Source organism: Ruegeria sp. AD6, assembly GCF_056542325.1.
The window spans coordinates 365,217-385,531 of sequence record NZ_JBQFZQ010000001.1; the positions used below are offsets into that span (position 1 = coordinate 365,217).

Sequence of the window (20,315 nt, forward strand, 5' to 3'; positions counted from 1 at the left end):
GTTTGATTTTTCGGAGCCGACCTTGAAAAAGCCCGTCCTCAATACCCATCGCGAGCTTGAACTGCTGGACGCCCTGAAACGTCTTGGCGGGACGGCCCGGAACTCGGAACTGGCCACGATGTTGAATGTCTCCGAAGAGACGGTGCGTCGTACGATCAAAGCCTTGTCCAGCGCCGGCACAGTCGAACGCGTTCATGGCGGTGTTTATCTGGCGGGGGCACAGGGCGATCCCGGATTTTTCCGCCGTATTTCGCAACATGCTGACGAAAAACGCCTCATAGCGCAGCATGTCGCGCGGATGGTCAGGGACCGGATGACCATCTTTCTGGACGTCGGATCGACGACCGCTTTTGTGGCAGAGGAACTGCGCCATGCCGAGAACCTGACCATCGTGACAAACTCAATCGTGGTGGGGCTGACCCTGGTGGGCGTCAATGGCAACCGGGTGCATTTGTTGGGGGGCGAGATGCAAAGCGACGAACGGGGAACATTCGGCCACGTGGCGCACCGGCAGCTGCAGCGTTATGCCTTTGACCTTGCGATCCTCAGCACCGACGCGATTTCGGACAGCAAAGGGTTTTTGTATCAAAGCCTTGGCGAGGCGGATCTTGCATCCGTCGTGGTGCAGAATGCGGATCAGGTTGTGATGGCGGCAGCGCATTACAAATACGACGTATCGGCACCCTATGTGGGCCCGGATCCGCGCCGGATTCACATATTGGTAACGGACAAAGCCCCGGACGGAGCGCTGGCCGATCAGATCGCAGAATGGGGCATAGACATGCAAATCGCGTCTGCCTGAGCCATCGCAGCTGTTTTCGTTCGCGATATAGGAAGGAAATGGCAGCCCGTAGGGGAATCGAACCCCTCTTTCCAGGTTGAAAACCTGGCGTCCTAACCGATAGACGAACGGGCCACTGGGTATTGGCGCACAAGCAAAAATGGCAGCCCGTAGGGGAATCGAACCCCTCTTTCCAGGTTGAAAACCTGGCGTCCTAACCGATAGACGAACGGGCCACGCTGGCTTGTGGAGGGCCTTTTACGGTTTCACCCCGACCCCCGCAAGCCGAAAAATGCAGGGATGCGAAAGTTTTTTGGTGGCTCGAAACAGACCGGAAATCCGCTCAATTGGCCTCCGCCGCATCCTCAAGCCGAAGCTGTACGTTTTGACGACCACCCCAGGAATTCACTTCGAGCCGACCGGCAAAATGAAACCGCGCGCCGCCGTGGTTCGAAAGCCTCTCGCCCAAGGGCCCGTCGAATGCCCCAAAGGCGATGGCGTCCAACCCGCTGCTCAGCCCGTCGGACAGGGAAAGTTTCAGATGCGACTCGCCCACGCGTTTGGCAAACCGTACCTGCAGATCGGGCAGGGCATAGCGTGGGGCAGGGGCGCTGGCCCCAAAAGGGCCTGCCTTTTCAATCTGTTCGATCAGGTCTACGGTGGCCGCGCCGGGCATCAAAGCGCCATCCAGCTTCAAGTCCGCCGGGCCGCCTTGCCCCGCGCCTTGTTTGGCCAGCAGTTCCGACAGACGTTCCATCGCCGGTTCCAATTGGTCCCGCATCACGGTCAGCCCCGCCGCCATTTTGTGGCCGCCGCCTTTGACCAGCAGCCCCTCGGCCGCCAGCCGCTGGATCGAAGCCCCCAAATCGACACCCGACACCGACCGGCCCGAGCCCTTGCCCTCATCCCCGTCAAAGCCGATGACGATGGCGGGGCGGTTCGCGGCTTCTTTTAGGCGAGAGGCGACAATACCGACGACGCCGGGATGCCAGCCCTCGCCAGCGGCCCAGACAAGTGGCGCGTCCAGACCGCGTTCCTCAGCCTGTTCCAGCGCTGCAGCGCGCACGGCATTTTCAATGTCACGTCGTTCGGAATTCAACGCATCCAGTCGCTGGGACAGGGCTTCGGCTTCGGTCATCGAGTCGGTGCTGAGCAACCGCGCGCCCAGATCGGCCTGACCGATGCGCCCGCCCGCATTGACCCGAGGCCCCAGCAGAAATCCTAGGTGATAGCTGTTGGGGGCGGAATCCATCCGCGCGACATCCGACAGGGCAACAAGACCGGGCCGTTGCCGCCCGGCCATGACCTTCAACCCCTGTCGCACCAAAGCACGATTGGCCCCGATCAAAGGGGCCACGTCGGCGACGGTGGCCAGAGCAACCAAATCCAGCAGAGACACCAGATCCGGTCCCTGCGCCCCGGCTTCACGCATTTGCCGCCCGGCCTCAACCAGCATCAGAAAGACCACCCCAGCCGCGCAGAAATAGCCCAGATCGCCGCTTTCATCCTGTCGGTTCGGGTTCACGACGGCGACGCAATCAGGCAGGGTCTCACCGCCCAAATGGTGATCCAGAACGATGACATCCGCGCCTTTGGCCGCCGCGATCGGCTCATGACTCAAAGTGCCGCAATCAACGCAAATTATCAGATCGTGCCGCGCCGCCAGTTCCTGCATGGCGGGAACATTCGGCCCATACCCCTCATCAATCCGGTCGGGTACGTAAAGCGTCGCCTGAAGCCCCATCTGACGTAACCAAACCAGCAGCAAAGCTGCCGAACTGCCGCCATCCACGTCATAGTCCGCGAAAACCGCGATCCGCTGTTTGTCCCGAACAGCTTTCAGAAACCGCGCCGCTGCGACCTCCATATCCTTCAAGCTGCGCGGATCCGGCAACAGCTCTTTCAGCTTCGGCTCCAGAAAGCCAGCCGCCTCCATCGGAGGAACACCGCGCCGCGCCAGAACCTGACAAACCGCGCGCGGCAGGTCGGCTTGTTGTGCCAGCATCTCGGTCGCGCGCTCAACCTCGGGCGAGGGGCCCACCCAACACCGCCCCGTCAACGATTGCTCCACCCCAAGAAAACCCATCGCGCCCCTCATGTGCCAAGGCCGGACCCTTGCGGACCCGGCCTCTTCATCTTTTTACAAATACTCTCGCCGAAGGCAGCGGCGCAAGCCGCTATCAGGTGTCGTGCGACCACATCGGCGTGCGATATGACATACGGCGGACTGAGCCAGTTTTCGAGCGCATCAGCAGCGTCGTGGTCTCAACCCAACCCGGCTCACGCTTGATGCGCGGCAGCAGCGAGCCTCCGGTCACGCCGGTCGCGGCAAAGATCACATCTGCGGTCACCATTTCATCGCGCGCATAGACGCGGTCTAGATCGGTGATGCCCGCTTTGGCCGCACGGCCACGTTCGTCATCATTGCGGAACAGCAAGCGGCCAAAAATCTGACCCCCCATACATTTCAGCGCGGCCGCGGCCAGAACGCCCTCGGGCGCGCCGCCTTGACCCATATACATGTCGATGCCGGTCACTTCGCTTTCGGCGCAATGCATCACGCCCGCCACGTCACCATCGGTGATCAGGCGGATCGAGGCTCCGGTTTCACGCACTTCGGCAATCATCGCCTCGTGGCGCGGGCGTTCCAGAATGCAGACGGTGATATCGGCAGGCTCGCAGCCTTTGGCCTTGGCCAGGGCCTCAACACGCTCACGCGGGCTCATGTCCAGATTAACGACGCCTTCAGCGTAGCCCGGACCCACGGCCAGCTTGTCCATATAAACATCCGGCGCGTGCAGCATCGACCCGCGCGGACCCATGGCGATCACGGTCAGCGCATTGGGCATGTCCTTGGCCGTCAGCGTGGTGCCTTCCAGCGGGTCCAGCGCGATGTCCACTCCGGGGCCGTTCCCGGTGCCGACCTCTTCACCGATATACAGCATCGGTGCCTCATCCCGTTCACCTTCACCGATGACGACCACGCCCGCGATATCCAGCAGGTTCAACTGCTCGCGCATCGCGTTGACTGCGGCCTGGTCGGCGGCTTTCTCGTCACCGCGCCCCACCAGCGAGGCCGAGGCAAGCGCCGCCTGTTCTGCGACACGCGCAAGTCCCAATGACAACAGGCGGTCGTTAAAATCGATCTTGGCAGCACTCATGCGATGTATTCCTTTGGTCGGCAATGACGGTACGTCTGGCATAGCCTGCACAAGGCGCAGGCCGCAAGGGGTCAGACCTGTTCGATCCGCAAGGCAACAGGCTCACCGGCAACAACATCCGTGTCGCGGAACCCGTCCAGCGCCACGTCAAGGGTCGCGCGGGTGGTCTTATGCGTCACGATCAGAACAGGCGCGGTATCTTCGCTGTGCCCATACTGACGCATCCGGTCGATCGAGACACCCGCATCGCCCAGAATGGCGGCGATTTTGGCCAGTGCGCCCGGTTTGTCGAACAGGGCCAGCCGCAGATAGTAAGGGGCAGGCAGGCCGGTACGGGCCGGGGTGGCGTCTTCCAGCGTGGTCGCCGGGCGTCCGAAGGTCGGGATCTGAAGGCCACGAGCCAGATCACAGACATCGCCCATCACCGCGCTTGCGGTCGGGCCTTCGCCCGCACCCGGGCCACGCAGCACAACTTGTTCCACCGCGTCGCCTTCGATCACGACCATATTGGTTCCGCCTTCCAACTGACCCAGTGGCGAGTCGCTGGGCACAAGGCAAGGCTGCATCCGCTGCTCCAACCCGCGCGCAGTGCGCTGAGCCACGCCCAGCAGTTTGATGCGAAAGCCCATGTCATGGGCCTGATCGATATCTTCCAGGCTGATCTGCTGAATGCCTTCGATCTCGATCCCATCGAAGTTCGGTTTGGTGCCGAACGCAATTGACGACAGCAGCGCCAGCTTATGCGCGGCGTCAATGCCGCCCACATCGAGGTTCGGATCCGCTTCCAGATAGCCAAGTTCGGCACATTCGTCGAACAGCGCGTTATAGCCCTGACGCTGCGATTGCATCCGGGTCAGGATATAGTTGCAGGTGCCGTTCATGACGCCCATGACGCGGGTAATTTCGTTCCCGGCCAGACCTTCGGTCAGCGATTTGATCACCGGGATACCGCCCGCCACGGCGGCCTCGAACCGGATGACGCGCCCTGCGGCCTCGGCCTGTTCCGCCAGGTCCTGACCGTGGATCGCCAGCAGCGCCTTGTTTGCGGTGACCACATCCTTGCCACTGGCCAGTGCCGCCTCGACCGAGGCTTTGGCCGGGCCGTTCTCGCCGCCCATCAGTTCCACATAGACGTCAATGTCGTCGCGCTTGGCCAAAGCGACCGGATCAACCTCCCACGCATAGTCAGAGAGGTTCACGCCGCGATCCTTGTTGGGGTCGCGGGCCGACACGGCCACGATTTCGATCCGACGCCCCGTGCGGGCCTGCAGCAGATCCGCATGACGGCGGATGATCTTGACGACACCCACACCAACCGTTCCCAAGCCCGCAATTCCAAGCCGCAGCGCCTGTGTCATTCCGTGGGTTCCTTTCCGCTCGACATGTTCTGAAACCGGACGCTTTTGTCCGTTCAGCGCTGCCTTAGCGGGTTCAGGCCGGGGGTGCAATCCGTCACTAGGCCCTGACCGGTTTAAGCTAGTTGGTTTCAGCGTTCTGAAGCGCTTCGGCCTTTTTCTTCAGCGCCTCGCTGCGGGTGGTCAGGTCTTCTTCGACCTCTTCCGCCTCGCTGACAGGATCCACCGGTGCGCCCAGCGTGTCCTGCAGCGGGATCAGACGTGGATAGGCGGCTTTTTGGATCCCGCGCGGTTCGACCCCGTCCAACTCCGGAATATCGGCACAGCTTGCCAGAACAACCGTCAGGATCAAAAAGGGCAAAGCTTTCATCGACAAAGGCTCTCTCTGGCGCAGGTCCCCCCGTGATGCACCTTTTGCCGGATCGGATCAAGCGGGCTTCTATCTGAACGTTTGTTCAGATACGGTGTTTTCATGGCACGCACACAGGGATCACATTCGGACATCACCGGACCGCGCATTCGCGGCGCCGCGTTAAGGCTTTTTGCCCGTCACGGCTATGCGGCGGTGTCGATGCGCCAGATCGCAAAAGAGGTCGGGGTACAGGCCGGGGCGCTTTACAACTACACCCCGGACAAACAAAGCCTGCTGTTCCGCCTGATGCGCGAACACATGCAGGATCTGTTGCAGGCCTATGCCGATTTGAACACCGCATCCGATCCGCAAGAGGCGTTGCGCCGCTTTGTTGGTTTCCATATCCGCTTCCATCTGGAACGCCCGGACGAGGTCTTTATCGCCTATATGGAGTTGCGCAATCTGACGCCCGAGAACTTTACCGAGATCGAAGACCTGCGCCGCCGATACGAAGACGCGCTGGAAACGATCCTGCACAAGGGCCAGCAAGCGGGTGAATTTGCGATTTCGGACACCAAGATCGCGACGCTTGCGGTGATCGCAATGCTGAACGGCGTCATGACATGGTATCGGGCCGGAGGGCGGCTGTCGCTGGACGAGGTCGAGCAGATTTACTGGGACATGGTTCGCCGCGCGGTCGCGGCCTGACCGAAGCCAGGCCGCTTTGACGGCTAATGCGCCGGGCGGATGAAGGTGCCGTTGCGCAGTTCGCGAAACGCCTGTTCCAGTTCGGCCCGCGTGTTCATCACAATCGGGCCATGCCAGGCCACAGGCTCATCAATCGGCGCGCCCGAGATCAGCAGAAAGCGCACGCCCTCGGGCCCGGCCTGAACGGTGACCTCATCGCCTGTTCCAAAGCGCACCAGAGTACGGTCACCGGACATATCGCGGATGTTCACCTCTTCCCCGGCAATTTCTTTTTCCAACAGAACGCCGGTCGGCTGCGAGGCATCGGCAAACGCGGCCTGCCCCTGAAAGACATAGGCAAAGGCGCGGCGGTAGGTATCGATGCGAAAGGTCTTTTTCACACCCGCCGGGATCTGAACATCCAGATACTGAGGGTCCGCTGCAATGCCATCCACCGGGCCGGTCTTGCCCCAGAACTCACCCACAATCACGCGCACGATTGTGCCGTCATCGTCGATGACCTCGGGGATGTCCTTGCTTTGCACATCCTGATAGCGCGGCGCAGTCATCTTCTGGGCCGAGGGCAGGTTGCCCCAAAGTTGAAAGCCATGCATCTGACCGCTGGTATTCCCGTGCGGCATCTCCTGATGCAGAATGCCCGACCCGGCGGTCATCCATTGCACATCGCCTGCGCCCAGCGTGCCGCTGTTGCCAAGCGAATCCGAATGCTCGACCGTTCCGGCCAGCACATAGGTGATGGTTTCGATCCCGCGATGGGGGTGCCATGGAAATCCGGCCTGATAGTCCTGCGGACGCTCGTTGCGGAAATCATCGAACAGCAGAAACGGGTCCAGTTCCGACGGATCCTGAAATCCGAACGCGCGATGTAATTTGACGCCAGCCCCTTCCATCGTGGGCATGGCTTTGCGGGTTTCCAAAGTGGGTCTCAGGGACATGAGTGCCTCCTATTCCTTTGCACAGCATGTAACCCCTGCATTGCTGCGGTCAATTTGCATAAACCCACTGGACTTGTGCGAATTTGTGCAGATATCGGTGGCCCTGTTTTTCCGTGGAAAAAGCGGATAGACGGGTCCCGTACAAAGCGGAGGCATCCATGCAAGATGAAGTGCTGGCAACAATAGAGGCCTCAGCGCCCAGACGCTGGGCGGGGGTTGCTATGTTGTCAACTGTTGGCCTTCTTGTTCTGTATGTCGCCTTTGCCACCCCACCCGCGCTGATGTGGCAGATTTTCCTGCTGGTCGTTGGTGGGGCGGCTATGTGGCTGGCCTATCGCGTCTGGCACGCAACGCAGGACCGGATCGAACTGACCCGTACCGAACTGCGCACCGGAACAGGGCAGGTGATCGCAATCGTGGACGAGATCGAAGCGGTGGACCGGGGCGTGTTCGCCTTCAAGCCGTCAAACGGATTTCTGGTCCGCATGCGGTCGAAACCGGGTAACACCTGGGCACCAGGATTGTGGTGGCGGCTTGGACGACGTGTTGGCGTCGGCGGCATGACCGCCGCCTCCGAGGCCAAGTTCATGTCAGAAATGCTCTCGGCCATGCTGATGGAGAGGGAAGGGGTTTAGCAGTCGTCAGCTGCGACAATCTGCGTATATCCACGCGGTTGAGTGAAAATAAACTTGTCGATGGCGAACGAATGATCCCCGTACCCGATTCTGAAGGGTCGAGTATACCAGTCTTTTGTTTCGACCAGGATCATTGTGGCCCTGTCCGCCATTACAGGAATACGCCCTTTGAATTCTTCGTTAAGAGTTTGGTTATCCAATTCGTCAAAGCTGTCGCCTCGGACGCAAGACCAGAGCTTTTCGTAGCTTCCTCCGTCCGCTTCGTTTTCGCCCGCGTTAAAGCGGACGAAAGAAATTCGCATAGACACAGTTGACCGGTCTGCGACCATGAATTTTTGCAGGTCATACATGTTCGAAATGTAATTGGCCGTAACCAAGTTCTTTTCGCGAGAAAGAATGTCAGCGACTGCATAGGCCGCCTTCAGGTTTCGAGCGCTTTGACGATAGCCGTCAAAGAATGTGTAGGAGGCCCAGATTGACCAGAACAGAAGCGGAAAAATCATGACCGCCTCGATGCTCACGATCCCGTCCTCCTTGCGGAAGAAACGTGCGAGCCGATTGGCTGTTGGTTGAACGATGTACTTCTTAAAACGGTTCATGGACAAACACCGTTGTTGAATGCAGTTCGTACTGGCCGTCTGGGTCTTGTTGGGCCAATCGTCCCAGCGTTGTGCCAAAAAACAGCGGATCGACTTCAATGCAAGCCCGAACGACCATCAATTGATTGGACGTACCGGGCGTGAACAACTGGTCTTCTTTTCCGCGCACTTCTTCAGGCGTATCAACGCAATAAGGGTTGCTGAATACGCTGCCGAGATCTGACTCGGGATTGTCGCTGAAGATACTGTCTTCTGCGTAAGGATTGATCGAGAGCATTTCCAATGCCAGATTGTCGAAACAATCCGGGATGACGCCAGCCTTGTCGCAAATGATCTGTTTCAGCAAGGTATGCGTCCACACTGCGCCGATGCTAGAATCGTATTCTTCAATACGGTTCATACGGACGTCCTGAATGGTCTCATCCAGTGCCCGTTCCAAGTTGGTGTGGTTCCAGGCCACGATCCCCATTTCGACACCGGAATAGGTTGTCATCATGAAGACCGGGAACCAAAAGACGAATTCGATGGTGGCCATTCCGTCTTCTTTGCTGCGAAATCGGCGCAGATTATTTACAAGACGTTTGATCATTGTGTGAGCCTCAGGTTCCGAATGCTCGATGTAATCGAGGCAAATACGTTTGGCAGATCTTCTGGTGTCGCTTCATAATATGTTCCGACGTCCGTGCGGCAGTGCTGCATTATCGCACGGCCTGCGCTCGGGGCTTCCAACGAGATAGTAAAGATTACGACACCCATTTGGTCTTTGGCGTAGGTGCACATCGAGCGTACACGAGGGTCTTTCGTGCCCTGGCCGCTTGACGAAACGGCGTCATAGTAAAAGTTGTATGCCCAATTAGAACCGTAATAGTCATAGAAGCGTTGGTACAGGTTGTATCGCGTTGCCCGTTCCCACAACTCTGGCCACGTCAGGTTGTCCGAAGGCTCTACGTCTAACTCAAGGTAGGTTTTTACGCGCGGATTGTCCCTATCAACGCTTACGCATTCTCCTGTGGTGCCGGAGAAGGCCAGGCAACGATACTGAATAAACCCTCTTACGTATTCACCGGTTGGGTCTACTTCTTCAGCTGTGGCGACGCTGTCCGCGTTAACGTAGGTGAGGGTTTCGGTGTTCACAATCGAATTGCCAAAGCAAGTCGGCTGAAACTCGTCTCTGACCCAATACGCGCCGCCGTTTGACGAGTCCCATTCGATCATGTTGACATCTGGCCAGATGTAGTCTGTACCGAATTCAATCGTGATCTCGTTATTGTCATCCAACTCCGCGTAAGACACGTATTCGTTCAGCCTATCGTTCCAGCAAACGCCGGATTTCCCTTCGCGGTAGGGATCGTTCGTCCAGTATTGGGTGGTATTCGCCCCGTCCGTCATTAGAATCATGACTTTGAGTGTGTCGCCGCTTCGCGGGTTGTCCGGGCGGGACGCGAACTCGGACGGCACGTCACCTTCGGCAGCCATCTGCGCAATCACGGGTTGGAAGCTGTCGTCAAGCAGGGTCAGGCCCCATTTAACGCCAAGGTCGATCGACGTATTCCCATCCGCGACAAACGAGTCAATTTTATCTTTTAGAAGGTCTGCATCCTTCTGAAAGATCATCACTTCACGGTTCTCGTCGGTCTCACAAATCTCGCTGTAGACCAAATTGTTATTGATCGGGCGCTGGTCGTAGTTGCCCCAGTGCGTGAAATGCAGTGTGCGATCATACACCAGGTTCAGATCGAAATCGCTGGTCTGAAACTGCGCGGTTTCAAAGTTGATGCAGTTTGCGTGCGGATTAACGCCGTCTGTGTTAAGATACCCCATCACAGAATCCGGCAGCGCAACTTGCGTCGCGTAAGGAATGATCGAAATCGACATTTTGCCGTCTTCGGATTTATCGACCATTTCCTGCACAAATTCCTGTGCCGCCAGTTTCAGCGTCGTAAGGCGGCTGTTCCGGTTCATCGAGCCAGAAACATCCAGAACCATCGAAATCTCGACATTCCCCAGCGCTTCTTCCGCGGCGCTGACAACCGAAGTCGTGATCGTATCAACGTCCCACCACTGCATGAAGTGCATTTTGACGGGCATAACTGCGGTCGCCTCGACGCGACGGAAACCTTCAATGGTCACAGCGTCGGAACCGCAAAGGTTTGCAGGTTCGATGACAATTTGATCCTTCAGAAGAAATTCTTTTAAACCTTCTTTATCCAGATAATCTTCGATGACTTCTGTGGGGCAAAGGTCCTGCGCCAGGTCGGTCGCCGCCAAAACTGCACGATCCAGCGAGTATTGAAGCCGCGCGCGCTCGTGGTCAAAGCGCATGATGTCAACGGCAAATCCTCCGACGGCAAATACGATCATTATAAGGACCAGCGTAAAGATCGTCATGGTCCCGTCTTCTGACCGGACAAACGAATGCGGCGCAGATCCATGCCGGTCTGCGCGCTTTGGTTTGTCGATAATCCGCTTCCAGTCAAATTTCTTCATAATGAGTCCCTCTGCCGGTCAGGCACACTGATCTCAGTCCGTCGCAACTTTAATAAATTAGCCGTGGAACGTGGCGAGATTTGGGCGCCTTTGCCACTATGATGCTATTATTGAATGAAAATCGGCCGCAGTTTGGGGCTGCTTGTCAGCTTTGTTTCGTCAGGGCGAACAATTCCGGGGCAAGTGTTAACCGGACGACTCAGGCCCTTAACCGATAACCAATCCTTCAGGAAGTGATGAAAAAAAGTGCAAGAGAAGATTGCAGCATCGAGTAAGTGGTGCGACAAAACGTCATGACGTTTGTCAGTTACCGGTACGGAGGATTTTATGACCGGCATCAAAGAACCCAGCTTTCGTGAGAGTGTTGACCTGATGTTCAACAGGGCGGCGTCCCTGATGGATATGCCCCCGGGGTTGGAGGAAAAGATACGGGTCTGCAACGCCACCTACACGGTGCGGTTCGGGGTTCGATTGCGCGGCGAAATTCACACGTTCACCGGTTACCGCTCGGTTCATTCCGAACATATGGAGCCTGTAAAAGGCGGTATTCGTTACGCCACGGCGGTCAACCAGGACGAAGTCGAGGCGCTGGCCGCGCTGATGACCTACAAATGTGCGCTGGTTGAAACGCCCTTTGGCGGCTCGAAAGGCGGGCTATGCATCGATCCGCGCCAGTACGAGGAACATGAGCTGGAACAGATCACGCGGCGCTTTGCCTACGAGCTTGCCAAGCGTGACCTGATCAATCCGTCGCAGAATGTTCCGGCCCCTGACATGGGGACCGGTGAACGTGAAATGGCCTGGATGGCCGACCAATACGCGCGGATGAACACAACCGATATCAACGCGCGGGCCTGTGTGACCGGCAAGCCGTTGAACGCGGGCGGCATCGCCGGGCGGGTCGAGGCAACGGGGCGCGGCATTCAGTATGCTCTGCGCGAGTTTTTCCGCCACCCGGAAGACATCGCCAAAGCCGGGTTGTCCGGCAAACTGGACGGGAAACGCATTGTGGTGCAGGGGCTCGGTAATGTGGGCTATCACGCTGCGAAATTCCTCAGCGAAGAAGATGGCTCGCGCATTGTGGGGATCATCGAATGGGATGGGGCGCTGTATAACCCCGACGGTATCGACGTCGAAGCCGTGCGCCAGTGGATCGTCAAGCATGGCGGCGTCAAGAATTATCCGGACGCGACCCACTCTGCCGAAGGCGGGGCCGTGTTGGAGGCCGAATGCGACATCCTGATCCCGGCTGCTTTGGAAGGTGTGATCAATCTCAGTAACGCTGAGCGCATTCAGGCGCCGCTGATCATCGAAGCCGCGAACGGTCCGGTGACGGCCGGGGCCGATGAAATCCTGCGCAAGAAGGGCACGGTGATCATCCCTGATATGTATGCCAATGCGGGCGGTGTGACGGTGTCCTATTTCGAGTGGGTCAAGAACCTCAGCCATATTCGCTTTGGCCGGATGCAGCGCCGTCAGGAAGAGGCGCGGCATGAGCTGATTGTCAGCGAATTGGAGCGGCTCGATCGCTATCTCGGTGATGCCTGGTCGATGTCGCCGGACTTCAAGGCCAAGTACCTGAAGGGCGCGGACGAGCTGGAGCTTGTGCGGTCGGGCCTGGATGACACCATGCGCATTGCCTACCAGTCGATGCGCGAGGTCTGGCACAGCCGCGACGATGTCGAGGATTTGCGGACCGCGGCCTATATTGTCGCAATCGACCGCGTGGCCAGCAGCTATCGGGCCAAGGGCCTCTGATCTCGGCCGGAAGGGGGGCGGTTGGTCCGCCCCCTCATGAAACACCAACAACCTTTCCGAAATGGGCAATGGCAGGTCTGGCTGCGGGCGGGTAAGCTGCCGTCGAACAAACGATTCCGGGAGACCTAAATGTTGCGTATCGCTATCGCCGCCGCTGTGCTTGCCACGCCCTTGGCCGCTGCTGAAACCAAGGAAGAAAGCTGCAAGTATCAGGCCGATGTGGTTGCCGCGATTCAGCAGGCGCGTTTGGACAGGGTGAAAGAACGCGATGTCCCGCAGGCGGTTGCCGACAGCAGTCCGACCTGGCCCGAGAACTACAATGCCGCGATCCCGCTGATCACACCTTGGGTCTACGAACAGAAGATGCGCGATGTACGCAAAAAGGACCTCGGTGCCGCCTGGTTGGAGCTGTGTTTGCAGCAGTAATCCACAATCCCGCATTTCCTTGTGGATAAGCCCGTGCCTTCCCCTTGGCGCGGGTTTTCATTTCTGGCAGGTTTGATCCATGTCTTTGCCCCCCGGATTTCTGGATGAGTTGCGTACCCGGCTGAGCCTGTCTCAGGTGGTTGGGCGAAAGGTCATTTGGGACCCACGCAAATCCAATCAGGGCAAGGGAGATATGTGGGCGCCGTGCCCCTTCCACCACGAAAAAACCGCGTCATTTCATGTGGATGATCAAAAAGGGTTTTACTACTGTTTTGGCTGTCACGCGAAAGGCGATGCCATCAGTTTCGTGAAAGAGACCGAGAATGTCTCGTTCATCGAAGCGGTCGAGATTCTGGCCCGCGAGGCCGGGATGCCGATGCCTGCCCGTGACCCCAATGCGCAGGAAAAACAGGACCGCCGCTCGCAACTGGCTGAGGTGATGGAGCAGGCGGTACAGTTTTTCCGGCTGCAACTGAAGACCGGGGCAGGGGCGGCCGCCCGCGATTACCTGACCCGTCGCGGGCTGGACACGCAGGCGCTGGATCGGTGGGAGATTGGCTTTGCCCCCGATGGCTGGCAGGCGCTGTGGGATCATTTGACCAATAAGAACGTGGCCGAGGATCTGATCCTGGGCGCAGGGCTGGCCAAGCCCTCGAACAAGGGCAAAAAGCCCTATGACACGTTCCGCAACCGGATCATGTATCCGATCCGCGATCCGCGCGGGCGCTGCATTGCGTTTGGTGGTCGCGCGATGGACCCGAATGACAACGCCAAATACCTGAACTCACCCGAGACGGACCTGTTCGACAAAGGCCGCAGTCTTTACAACCATGGCCCCGCGCGTCAGGCGGCGGGCAAGGGGCAGCCGCTGATCGTGGCCGAGGGCTACATGGACGTGATCGCGCTGGCCGAGGCCGGATTTGGTGCGTCGGTGGCCCCTTTGGGGACGGCGATTACCGAACATCAACTGCAACTGCTGTGGCGTGTTTCGGACGAGCCGATCATCGCGCTGGATGGTGACACGGCGGGTCTGCGCGCGGCGATGCGGGCGGTTGATCTGGCGCTGCCGTTGCTGGAAGCTGGTAAGTCCCTGCGCTTTGCCATCATGCCCGAAGGGCAGGACCCTGACGACCTGCTGCGCGCCGAAGGGCCGGGGGCCGTACAAGCGGTTCTCGATGGTGCGATCCCGATGGTCAAGCTGCTGTGGCAGCGCGAAACCGAAGGCAAAGTTTTCGACAGCCCCGAACGCAAGGCGGCGTTGGACAAGGTGCTGCGCGATAAGATCAAGTTGATCCGCGACCCATCGATCCGGTCCCATTACGGGCAAGAGATCAAGGATTTGCGCTGGCAACTGTTTCGCCCGCAGAGACAGTCACAAAACCGTGCGTGGCAACCGCGTGGCAAATGGCAGCCGCCGAAGCAACCGGCAACGCCGGGCGCGCGGTCGTCATTCCTGGCCTCTTCGGAGAATGCGGATATCCACCTGCGTGAGGCGGCCATTCTGGCCATTGCCATTCTGAACCCGCAGGTGGTTGTTCAGTTCGAACACCAACTTGAGGATATGGAGTGCCGCGATCCGGATCACGCGGCCTTGCGCGATGCCATTCTGCGCCATGCGATCGACGACCCGGACAATCTGAAAGACCACATCGCTGAAACTTTGGGGCCCGAGCCCCTTGAAAACCTGCTGGGCCTTCGCCATGTCGCAGTGATCCCCTGTGTGTTCAAACCGGGCGACGTTGAAAAGGCCGAGATGACGCTGGCCGAGGAACTCGCGAAAATCAAAGCGCTCCGGGGGTTGGATGCTGAGATTGCCGAAGCAACTGAGGAACTGTCCGACTTGGCTGATGAGTCACTGACGTATCGGGTGGGTCAGGCCGCCGAAGAGCGTAACCGCGCAAGCCGCAGCCAGAACGAGGACAGGGCCATTTTCGACATCGCCGACAACGGTGCGCGAATCAACCGCGACGAGAAGGATGCGTTTGAGGCGATCATGTCCGGTATCAATTTCGAGCGGAAACGCCGGTAAAGTGGTGTTTTCATAAGGCACTGGAAAAGAAAAACGGGTAAACGGGTGGCCGAATCAGTTTCACGCGCTAATGATTCGGTTCCAACGAATCACCCATCCCTGCAGGAGCATTGAATGGCCGCCAAGGATACGAACGAAGACCGCAAATCCGACGAGCAGGAACAGGAAATCTCGCTGGACATGAGCCAGGCCCAGGTCAAGAAGATGATCGCCGAGGCCCGCGAGAAAGGTTACATCACCTACGATCAGCTCAATCAGGTCCTGCCGCCTGATCAGGTCAGTTCGGAACAGATCGAAGACGTTATGTCGATGCTGTCCGAAATGGGCATCAACATCATCGAAGATGAAGAGGCCGAAGAGGAAGAGAACAAGGGCTCGACCGAACTGACCACCACGGAAAGCAACCGTGAGGTTGCGCTGGCTGGTGCCGCCACCGAAAAACTGGACCGTACCGACGATCCCGTCCGTATGTATCTGCGCGAGATGGGTTCGGTCGAACTGCTCAGCCGCGAGGGCGAGATTGCCATCGCCAAGCGGATTGAGGCTGGCCGGAACACCATGATCGCCGGTCTGTGCGAAAGCCCGCTGACCTTCCAGGCGATCACCATCTGGCATGACGAATTGCTGTCCGAAGACATCCTCTTGCGCGATGTCATCGATCTGGAGACCACTTTTGGCAACCAGATGGACGAGGACGGCGATGTTCAGGAGCCTGTGGTGGATACTTCCGCCGTTCAGGCCACCAAACCCGCCAAGGACACCGGCCCCGAACTGGATGCCGACGGTAACCCGCTGAACAATGACGACGATGACGACGACGACGATCAGGCCAACATGTCGCTGGCCGCGATGGAAGCCGCGCTGAAAGATCAGGTTCTGACCACGCTGGAACGGATCTCGACCGACTTTTCGATGCTGTCGGAAATGCAGGACAGCCGGATTTCAGCGACTCTGAACGAGGATGGCTCGTTCAGCGAAAAAGACGAAGAGACCTATCAGAAACTGCGCGCTGAAATCGTCGAGCTGGTGAATGGCCTTCACCTGCACAACAACCGGATCGAAGCGCTGATCGACCAGCTTTACGGCATCAACCGCCGGGTCATGTCGCTGGACAGCTCGATGGTGAAACTGGCCGACCAGGCCCGTATCAACCGTCGTGAGTTCATCGATGCCTATCGCGGGCGCGAACTGGACCCGAACTGGCTGGCCGAGATGACCGAAAAGCCGGGCCGGGGCTGGCAGATGTTCATTGAACGCTCGACTGACAAGGTTGAAGAGCTGCGCAACGACATGGCTCAGGTCGGTCAGTATGTCGGTCTGGATATTTCTGAATTCCGCCGCATCGTGCAGCAGGTTCAAAAGGGCGAGAAAGAGGCGCGTCAGGCCAAGAAGGAAATGGTCGAAGCCAACCTGCGTCTGGTGATCTCGATTGCCAAAAAATACACGAACCGTGGCCTGCAATTCCTTGATCTTATTCAGGAAGGTAACATCGGACTCATGAAGGCGGTGGACAAGTTCGAATACCGCCGCGGGTACAAGTTCTCGACCTATGCGACATGGTGGATCCGTCAGGCGATCACGCGGTCCATCGCGGATCAGGCGCGGACGATCCGTATTCCGGTTCACATGATCGAAACGATCAACAAGCTGGTCCGGACTGGCCGCCAGATGCTGCACGAGATTGGCCGCGAGCCGACGCCGGAAGAACTGGCCGAAAAGCTGCAGATGCCGCTGGAAAAGGTTCGCAAGGTGATGAAAATCGCCAAGGAACCGATCAGCCTGGAAACACCCATCGGCGACGAGGAAGACAGCCAGCTTGGCGATTTCATCGAGGACAAGAATGCCGTTCTGCCGCTGGACAGCGCCATTCAGGAAAACCTCAAGGAAACCACGACTCGCGTTCTGGCCTCGCTGACCCCGCGCGAAGAACGGGTTTTGCGGATGCGCTTCGGCATCGGCATGAATACCGACCACACGCTGGAAGAGGTCGGCCAGCAGTTCAGCGTGACCCGCGAACGTATTCGCCAGATCGAGGCGAAGGCGCTGCGCAAGCTGAAACATCCCAGCCGGTCGCGCAAACTGCGGTCTTTCCTGGATCAATAGAAATCAAAGGCGCCCCGGATCCGAGGCGCCTTTTTTCTTTGCCATCACGGTTGGCTAGCACGCCAAACACATTGGCGCGAACTCACAAGGATCGGGTTCAGCACATCCTTATATCGGCCCTGTCCACTCATGGGACGGGCCGGGGCGAGGCGCAATCGCTGATGACCCCCGGTTCTAGTTGCGGATCGGATGTTCGACACGGGTTTTGAAGGCGCTGGGGGCCTGACCCGTCCACCGCTTGAACGCGGTCGAAAATGCCGCCTGATCCGCATATCCCAGCGAATAGGCGATCTCGGCCAGCGGCATCCGGTTGGTGATGAAGGTCTGCGCAAGATCGCATCTCAGGTCTTCGACAATCTCGCGGAAGCTTGTGCCTTCATCCTTTAACCTGCGCGCAAGAGTTCTGGGACTCATGCCCAGATTGGCGGCGGCCTCTTCGGCCTGAATGATATGGCCGGGCAGCGAGCGGGTGATCAGCCCTTCGACCTTGGCGCGGGTCTTTTGCTGGGGGGACCGGCGCTCGGCCAGGATACGCTCGCCATATTCCAGCAGATGCGCGCGCAGCTTTGGGTCATAGGTTGGGACGGGCAGGTCCAATGAGGACAAGGACAGAATGATCTCCATCCGCTCTGCACCAAAAACAACCGGAAAGCCTGCAAGTTTCTGAAAGGCCTTCGCGTTTTCGCCGATCTCGTGCTGAAACCGCATTTCGATGGGATAGAACTGTGTCTGGGTCAGGTTCCGCATTCGCGCCAGCGCGGCGAACAACAGAAACTCGGTTCTGCGATGATAGCGGGCAAAGCTGGGGTCTTTCCAATCCGCCTCGAACGCTGCGAAATTTCCGGCCATGCGCAGACTGAACGCTATGGAGGGGTCAATTATGCCGTGAAACCGGGACGTGTTTTCAGTCACTTGCTTCAAATCGCGGGAATACTTGCTGATATATCCTGTCAGGGTTGAAACCGAGGTCACGTCCAACCCGGCCCGCGCGGCAAAGGTGATGTCGCGAAGCGCGTCGCAGGCATAGCGGACAAACAGCGCTTCTTTATGCGCGTCATAGGTCGTGGCGGTGGGATCCACGTGGTCTGCTGCCAACCCGCTTTGCGCAAGAACGCGTTGCGAGGTCGAGGCATTGCCGCTGTGCCGGTCCAGCGATTGGGTCAGGATATGAAGACGGCCAATATCAACATCCATTGCGGTGCCCTAATGCTTTTAACCAAAACCGCCCTAGGTGGTGTGAAACCTGTTAGGCGCATCGGGATCATAGGCTGAAATGTCCGGAAATCGAATGGAATTGTCCGATGCGATCAAGAGATTGCCCCGAACGTATCCTACATCGTCAGCGCTGTCGGGTCGCGACCTTTATGGGGATGAGGTCAGAGCCACCATGCGATCGCCGCGATCGCGCGGAGGCTCCCCGGCACGCGCGCCGTCCCGCCATTCTTGTCGCATTGCCTGATCGAACGCTGCGTGACACCGTATTTTTGCGCAGATCGCGGAAAGGCGGTGATGTCATGCAAAAGCCTGATGTTTCGCGGAAAACTCACGATGGCAGCCTCATCGTCTTTGATGGGGTCTGTGTCCTGTGTTCCGGGTTTTTCCGCTTTATGCTGCGGCATGACAAGGCGCAGGTGTTTCAGTTTGCTACAGCTCAGTCACCATTGGGGCAGCGCCTTTACCGGGAACTCGGTCTGCCAACGCAGGATTTTGAAACCAATCTTGTGATTGTGAATGGCGTGGTTCATCAGCGCCTCGATGCCTTCGCAGTGGCGATGGGGCAGTTGCGCGGGCCATGGCGTATTCTGTCGCTGTGCCGGATCCTGCCTAGGTTTGTGAAGGATCCGCTTTATCACGCGATTGCACGCAACCGATATGCCATCTTCGGAAGGTCGGAAACCTGCCTTGTGCCGGATGCGGCGACCCGCTCGCGCTTTGCTGTGCAAGGGTTTTAGATGGATCCATTTTTGCAGGCTGCGGCGGAACCGACAGGGCTTCCCGAGGCGTTACATGACTTGCACAGCAAGGAAGGCACATACATCGGTCGCTGCGATATTCAGCGGGGACAAGGGTGGCTGGCCGGTTTGTCTTTGTGGTTAGGGGGGTTCCCCCACTCCGGGCGCGACGTTTCGGTCAGGGTCACGGTGTCTCGGCGCGGGCCGGGATGGGAATGGAGGCGCGATTTCGGAGGGCATATCACCCAGTCCCGCTTGTCTTTTGATCGACAGTCCAACTGCGTGCGAGAGGATTTTGGTGCCTTGTCCATCTGGTTGAAACCGGTTGTGGCCGGGGCGCGTTTGCAGATCAATATCCGGCGTTTGACCCTGTGGGGCATTGCCGTTCCAAACGCGCTGCTTCCGCAGTCATCAACGGTCGAATGGCAGGACGATCAGGGCCGGTTCCGGTTTGACGTGTCCGCCCGCGCGCCGCTGGTCGGGCAGTTGATCCGCTATCATGGCTGGCTCACGCCCGATCACAGTCACCTGCCAGTGGTCTGAACAGGTTGTGAGGGGGCCTGTTCTGCGCCGGACCCGATCCTAATATTTTGACCACACACAATCAGGGAAGAGATTACCAATGAAACAGATTTTAGCCTGCGCAACGCTCGCCGCCTTTGCCCTTGGCGTTCCCGTCACCGCTGATGCCGCCCGCAATGGATACCGAACCGAGCCGATCAACAGCACCGATTTCGAAGTCATCCCGCGCGCCCAGCAATTCACGGACGGGTATTGGTGTGCGGCCGCAGATTTTGCCCGGCGCAAATTGGGGGCCGGCTGGCAGCAGCAAATTTACGTCCTGCGCGGATATGGGCCCAGCGTGACCACCGGGCGCAAGACGGCCGTACAGTTTACGCTTAAAAAACCGGCCGAGGTTCCCGCGCAACCCAGCTTTGTCTTGACGCCCTTCGTTCCGGGGTCCAGCGTATCTGTGCAAGGGGCCGAGGCAAGGTGTAGAACGCGCCCGTTTATAAACTGACGCAGTGGTGAAA

The 20,315-nt window shown here is 58.4% G+C and carries 19 protein-coding genes and 2 tRNA genes; 10 read left to right on the top strand and 11 right to left on the bottom strand.

Features of this window, described 5'->3' with window-relative positions:
• Nucleotides 1–22: 22 nt before the first annotated feature.
• Nucleotides 23–802, top strand: a complete 780-nt coding sequence (locus ACR0KJ_RS01665; protein ID WP_480581738.1) for a DeoR/GlpR family DNA-binding transcription regulator — start codon at nucleotides 23–25, stop codon at nucleotides 800–802.
• A gap of 39 nt (nucleotides 803–841) precedes the next feature.
• On the opposite strand, the gene ACR0KJ_RS01670 is transcribed toward ACR0KJ_RS01665, so the two are convergent.
• From ACR0KJ_RS01670 to ACR0KJ_RS01695, 6 genes are all read right to left on the bottom strand, one after another.
• Nucleotides 842–916, bottom strand: a tRNA-Glu gene (locus ACR0KJ_RS01670).
• 26 nt (nucleotides 917–942) lie between these two features.
• Nucleotides 943–1,017 (bottom strand) — tRNA-Glu (locus tag ACR0KJ_RS01675).
• 107 nt (nucleotides 1,018–1,124) lie between these two features.
• Nucleotides 1,125–2,867, bottom strand: a complete 1,743-nt coding sequence (recJ, locus tag ACR0KJ_RS01680; protein WP_480625835.1) for a single-stranded-DNA-specific exonuclease RecJ — start codon at nucleotides 2,865–2,867, stop codon at nucleotides 1,125–1,127.
• Nucleotides 2,868–2,961: 94 nt separating this feature from the next.
• On the bottom strand, nucleotides 2,962–3,942 hold the full coding sequence (gene glpX, locus ACR0KJ_RS01685) for a class II fructose-bisphosphatase (RefSeq protein ID WP_170630339.1): 981 nt from the start codon (nucleotides 3,940–3,942) through the stop codon (nucleotides 2,962–2,964).
• 71 nt (nucleotides 3,943–4,013) lie between these two features.
• Nucleotides 4,014–5,300, bottom strand: coding sequence for a homoserine dehydrogenase (locus ACR0KJ_RS01690; RefSeq protein ID WP_480625836.1), 1,287 nt, complete (start codon nucleotides 5,298–5,300; stop codon nucleotides 4,014–4,016).
• A 118-nt stretch (nucleotides 5,301–5,418) separates the two neighbouring features.
• The gene (locus ACR0KJ_RS01695) at nucleotides 5,419–5,667 is read right to left on the bottom strand and encodes a hypothetical protein (RefSeq protein WP_170621565.1); all 249 of its coding nucleotides are present in this window, start codon (nucleotides 5,665–5,667) and stop codon (nucleotides 5,419–5,421) included.
• Between the two features lie 102 nt (nucleotides 5,668–5,769).
• Here ACR0KJ_RS01695 and ACR0KJ_RS01700 point away from each other — a divergent pair, with 102 nt between their 5' ends.
• Entirely contained in the window at nucleotides 5,770–6,357 is a 588-nt protein-coding gene (locus ACR0KJ_RS01700) for a TetR/AcrR family transcriptional regulator (protein WP_170621566.1), read from the top strand.
• A gap of 23 nt (nucleotides 6,358–6,380) precedes the next feature.
• Here ACR0KJ_RS01700 and ACR0KJ_RS01705 read toward each other — a convergent pair whose 3' ends face one another.
• Nucleotides 6,381–7,292: a pirin family protein gene (locus ACR0KJ_RS01705; protein WP_170621567.1), complete on the bottom strand. Its 912-nt coding sequence runs from the start codon at nucleotides 7,290–7,292 to the stop codon at nucleotides 6,381–6,383.
• A 221-nt stretch (nucleotides 7,293–7,513) separates the two neighbouring features.
• Here ACR0KJ_RS01705 and ACR0KJ_RS01710 point away from each other — a divergent pair, with 221 nt between their 5' ends.
• Complete coding sequence (locus ACR0KJ_RS01710; protein WP_480581731.1) at nucleotides 7,514–7,927, top strand: hypothetical protein; 414 nt, start codon at nucleotides 7,514–7,516, stop codon at nucleotides 7,925–7,927.
• Here ACR0KJ_RS01710 and ACR0KJ_RS01715 read toward each other — a convergent pair.
• From ACR0KJ_RS01715 to ACR0KJ_RS01725, 3 genes are read right to left on the bottom strand one after another with little or no spacing between them, the layout of a single operon-like run.
• Nucleotides 7,924–8,526: a hypothetical protein gene (locus ACR0KJ_RS01715; RefSeq protein ID WP_170451602.1), complete on the bottom strand. Its 603-nt coding sequence runs from the start codon at nucleotides 8,524–8,526 to the stop codon at nucleotides 7,924–7,926. The genes ACR0KJ_RS01710 and ACR0KJ_RS01715 overlap by 4 nt on opposite strands.
• Complete coding sequence (locus tag ACR0KJ_RS01720; protein ID WP_170517710.1) at nucleotides 8,513–9,115, bottom strand: TadE family protein; 603 nt, start codon at nucleotides 9,113–9,115, stop codon at nucleotides 8,513–8,515. Before ACR0KJ_RS01720 ends, ACR0KJ_RS01715 begins: the two co-directional genes overlap by 14 nt.
• Nucleotides 9,112–11,013, bottom strand: coding sequence for a pilus assembly protein TadG-related protein (locus tag ACR0KJ_RS01725; RefSeq protein ID WP_480625837.1), 1,902 nt, complete (start codon nucleotides 11,011–11,013; stop codon nucleotides 9,112–9,114). Before ACR0KJ_RS01725 ends, ACR0KJ_RS01720 begins: the two co-directional genes overlap by 4 nt.
• A gap of 327 nt (nucleotides 11,014–11,340) precedes the next feature.
• Here ACR0KJ_RS01725 and ACR0KJ_RS01730 point away from each other — a divergent pair, with 327 nt between their 5' ends.
• From ACR0KJ_RS01730 to rpoD, 4 genes are all read left to right on the top strand, one after another.
• Complete coding sequence (locus ACR0KJ_RS01730; protein ID WP_170451596.1) at nucleotides 11,341–12,771, top strand: Glu/Leu/Phe/Val family dehydrogenase; 1,431 nt, start codon at nucleotides 11,341–11,343, stop codon at nucleotides 12,769–12,771.
• A gap of 129 nt (nucleotides 12,772–12,900) precedes the next feature.
• Complete coding sequence (locus ACR0KJ_RS01735) at nucleotides 12,901–13,197, top strand: hypothetical protein (RefSeq protein WP_170451594.1); 297 nt, start codon at nucleotides 12,901–12,903, stop codon at nucleotides 13,195–13,197.
• A gap of 79 nt (nucleotides 13,198–13,276) precedes the next feature.
• Nucleotides 13,277–15,226: a DNA primase gene (gene dnaG, locus ACR0KJ_RS01740; protein ID WP_480625838.1), complete on the top strand. Its 1,950-nt coding sequence runs from the start codon at nucleotides 13,277–13,279 to the stop codon at nucleotides 15,224–15,226.
• A gap of 114 nt (nucleotides 15,227–15,340) precedes the next feature.
• A complete protein-coding gene (rpoD, locus tag ACR0KJ_RS01745) occupies nucleotides 15,341–17,329 on the top strand; it encodes an RNA polymerase sigma factor RpoD (protein ID WP_480625839.1) in 1,989 nt (662 codons plus the stop codon).
• 174 nt (nucleotides 17,330–17,503) lie between these two features.
• On the opposite strand, the gene ACR0KJ_RS01750 is transcribed toward rpoD, so the two are convergent.
• Nucleotides 17,504–18,523 (bottom strand): helix-turn-helix domain-containing protein, encoded by a 1,020-nt coding sequence (locus tag ACR0KJ_RS01750; protein WP_480625840.1) that lies wholly within the window; start codon nucleotides 18,521–18,523, stop codon nucleotides 17,504–17,506.
• Nucleotides 18,524–18,843: 320 nt separating this feature from the next.
• Between ACR0KJ_RS01750 and ACR0KJ_RS01755 the strand changes: the two genes are divergently transcribed.
• The 3 genes from ACR0KJ_RS01755 (at nucleotide 18,844) to ACR0KJ_RS01765 (ending at nucleotide 20,302) form a co-directional block, all read left to right on the top strand.
• Nucleotides 18,844–19,281, top strand: a complete 438-nt coding sequence (locus ACR0KJ_RS01755; RefSeq protein WP_480625841.1) for a thiol-disulfide oxidoreductase DCC family protein — start codon at nucleotides 18,844–18,846, stop codon at nucleotides 19,279–19,281.
• A complete protein-coding gene (locus tag ACR0KJ_RS01760; RefSeq protein WP_480625842.1) occupies nucleotides 19,282–19,824 on the top strand; it encodes a DUF4166 domain-containing protein in 543 nt (180 codons plus the stop codon).
• Nucleotides 19,825–19,903: 79 nt separating this feature from the next.
• Nucleotides 19,904–20,302, top strand: coding sequence for a hypothetical protein (locus tag ACR0KJ_RS01765; RefSeq protein WP_170517730.1), 399 nt, complete (start codon nucleotides 19,904–19,906; stop codon nucleotides 20,300–20,302).
• The last annotated feature ends 13 nt before the right edge of the window (nucleotides 20,303–20,315 follow it).

Excerpts from the sequence above, each read along its gene's own strand:
- recJ (WP_480625835.1), bottom strand. The coding sequence starts at position 2,867 with ATGGGTTTTCTTGGGGTGGAGCAATCGTTGACGGGGCGGTGTTGGGTG.
- glpX (WP_170630339.1), bottom strand. The coding sequence starts at position 3,942 with ATGAGTGCTGCCAAGATCGATTTTAACGACCGCCTGTTGTCATTGGGA.
- ACR0KJ_RS01690 (WP_480625836.1), bottom strand. The coding sequence starts at position 5,300 with ATGACACAGGCGCTGCGGCTTGGAATTGCGGGCTTGGGAACGGTTGGT.
- ACR0KJ_RS01695 (WP_170621565.1), bottom strand. The coding sequence starts at position 5,667 with ATGAAAGCTTTGCCCTTTTTGATCCTGACGGTTGTTCTGGCAAGCTGT.
- ACR0KJ_RS01700 (WP_170621566.1), top strand. The coding sequence starts at position 5,770 with ATGGCACGCACACAGGGATCACATTCGGACATCACCGGACCGCGCATT.
- ACR0KJ_RS01705 (WP_170621567.1), bottom strand. The coding sequence starts at position 7,292 with ATGTCCCTGAGACCCACTTTGGAAACCCGCAAAGCCATGCCCACGATG.
- ACR0KJ_RS01710 (WP_480581731.1), top strand. The coding sequence starts at position 7,514 with ATGTTGTCAACTGTTGGCCTTCTTGTTCTGTATGTCGCCTTTGCCACC.
- ACR0KJ_RS01715 (WP_170451602.1), bottom strand. The coding sequence starts at position 8,526 with ATGAACCGTTTTAAGAAGTACATCGTTCAACCAACAGCCAATCGGCTC.
- ACR0KJ_RS01720 (WP_170517710.1), bottom strand. The coding sequence starts at position 9,115 with ATGATCAAACGTCTTGTAAATAATCTGCGCCGATTTCGCAGCAAAGAA.
- ACR0KJ_RS01725 (WP_480625837.1), bottom strand. The coding sequence starts at position 11,013 with ATGAAGAAATTTGACTGGAAGCGGATTATCGACAAACCAAAGCGCGCA.
- ACR0KJ_RS01730 (WP_170451596.1), top strand. The coding sequence starts at position 11,341 with ATGACCGGCATCAAAGAACCCAGCTTTCGTGAGAGTGTTGACCTGATG.
- ACR0KJ_RS01735 (WP_170451594.1), top strand. The coding sequence starts at position 12,901 with ATGTTGCGTATCGCTATCGCCGCCGCTGTGCTTGCCACGCCCTTGGCC.
- dnaG (WP_480625838.1), top strand. The coding sequence starts at position 13,277 with ATGTCTTTGCCCCCCGGATTTCTGGATGAGTTGCGTACCCGGCTGAGC.
- rpoD (WP_480625839.1), top strand. The coding sequence starts at position 15,341 with ATGGCCGCCAAGGATACGAACGAAGACCGCAAATCCGACGAGCAGGAA.
- ACR0KJ_RS01750 (WP_480625840.1), bottom strand. The coding sequence starts at position 18,523 with ATGGATGTTGATATTGGCCGTCTTCATATCCTGACCCAATCGCTGGAC.
- ACR0KJ_RS01755 (WP_480625841.1), top strand. The coding sequence starts at position 18,844 with ATGCAAAAGCCTGATGTTTCGCGGAAAACTCACGATGGCAGCCTCATC.
- ACR0KJ_RS01760 (WP_480625842.1), top strand. The coding sequence starts at position 19,282 with ATGGATCCATTTTTGCAGGCTGCGGCGGAACCGACAGGGCTTCCCGAG.
- ACR0KJ_RS01765 (WP_170517730.1), top strand. The coding sequence starts at position 19,904 with ATGAAACAGATTTTAGCCTGCGCAACGCTCGCCGCCTTTGCCCTTGGC.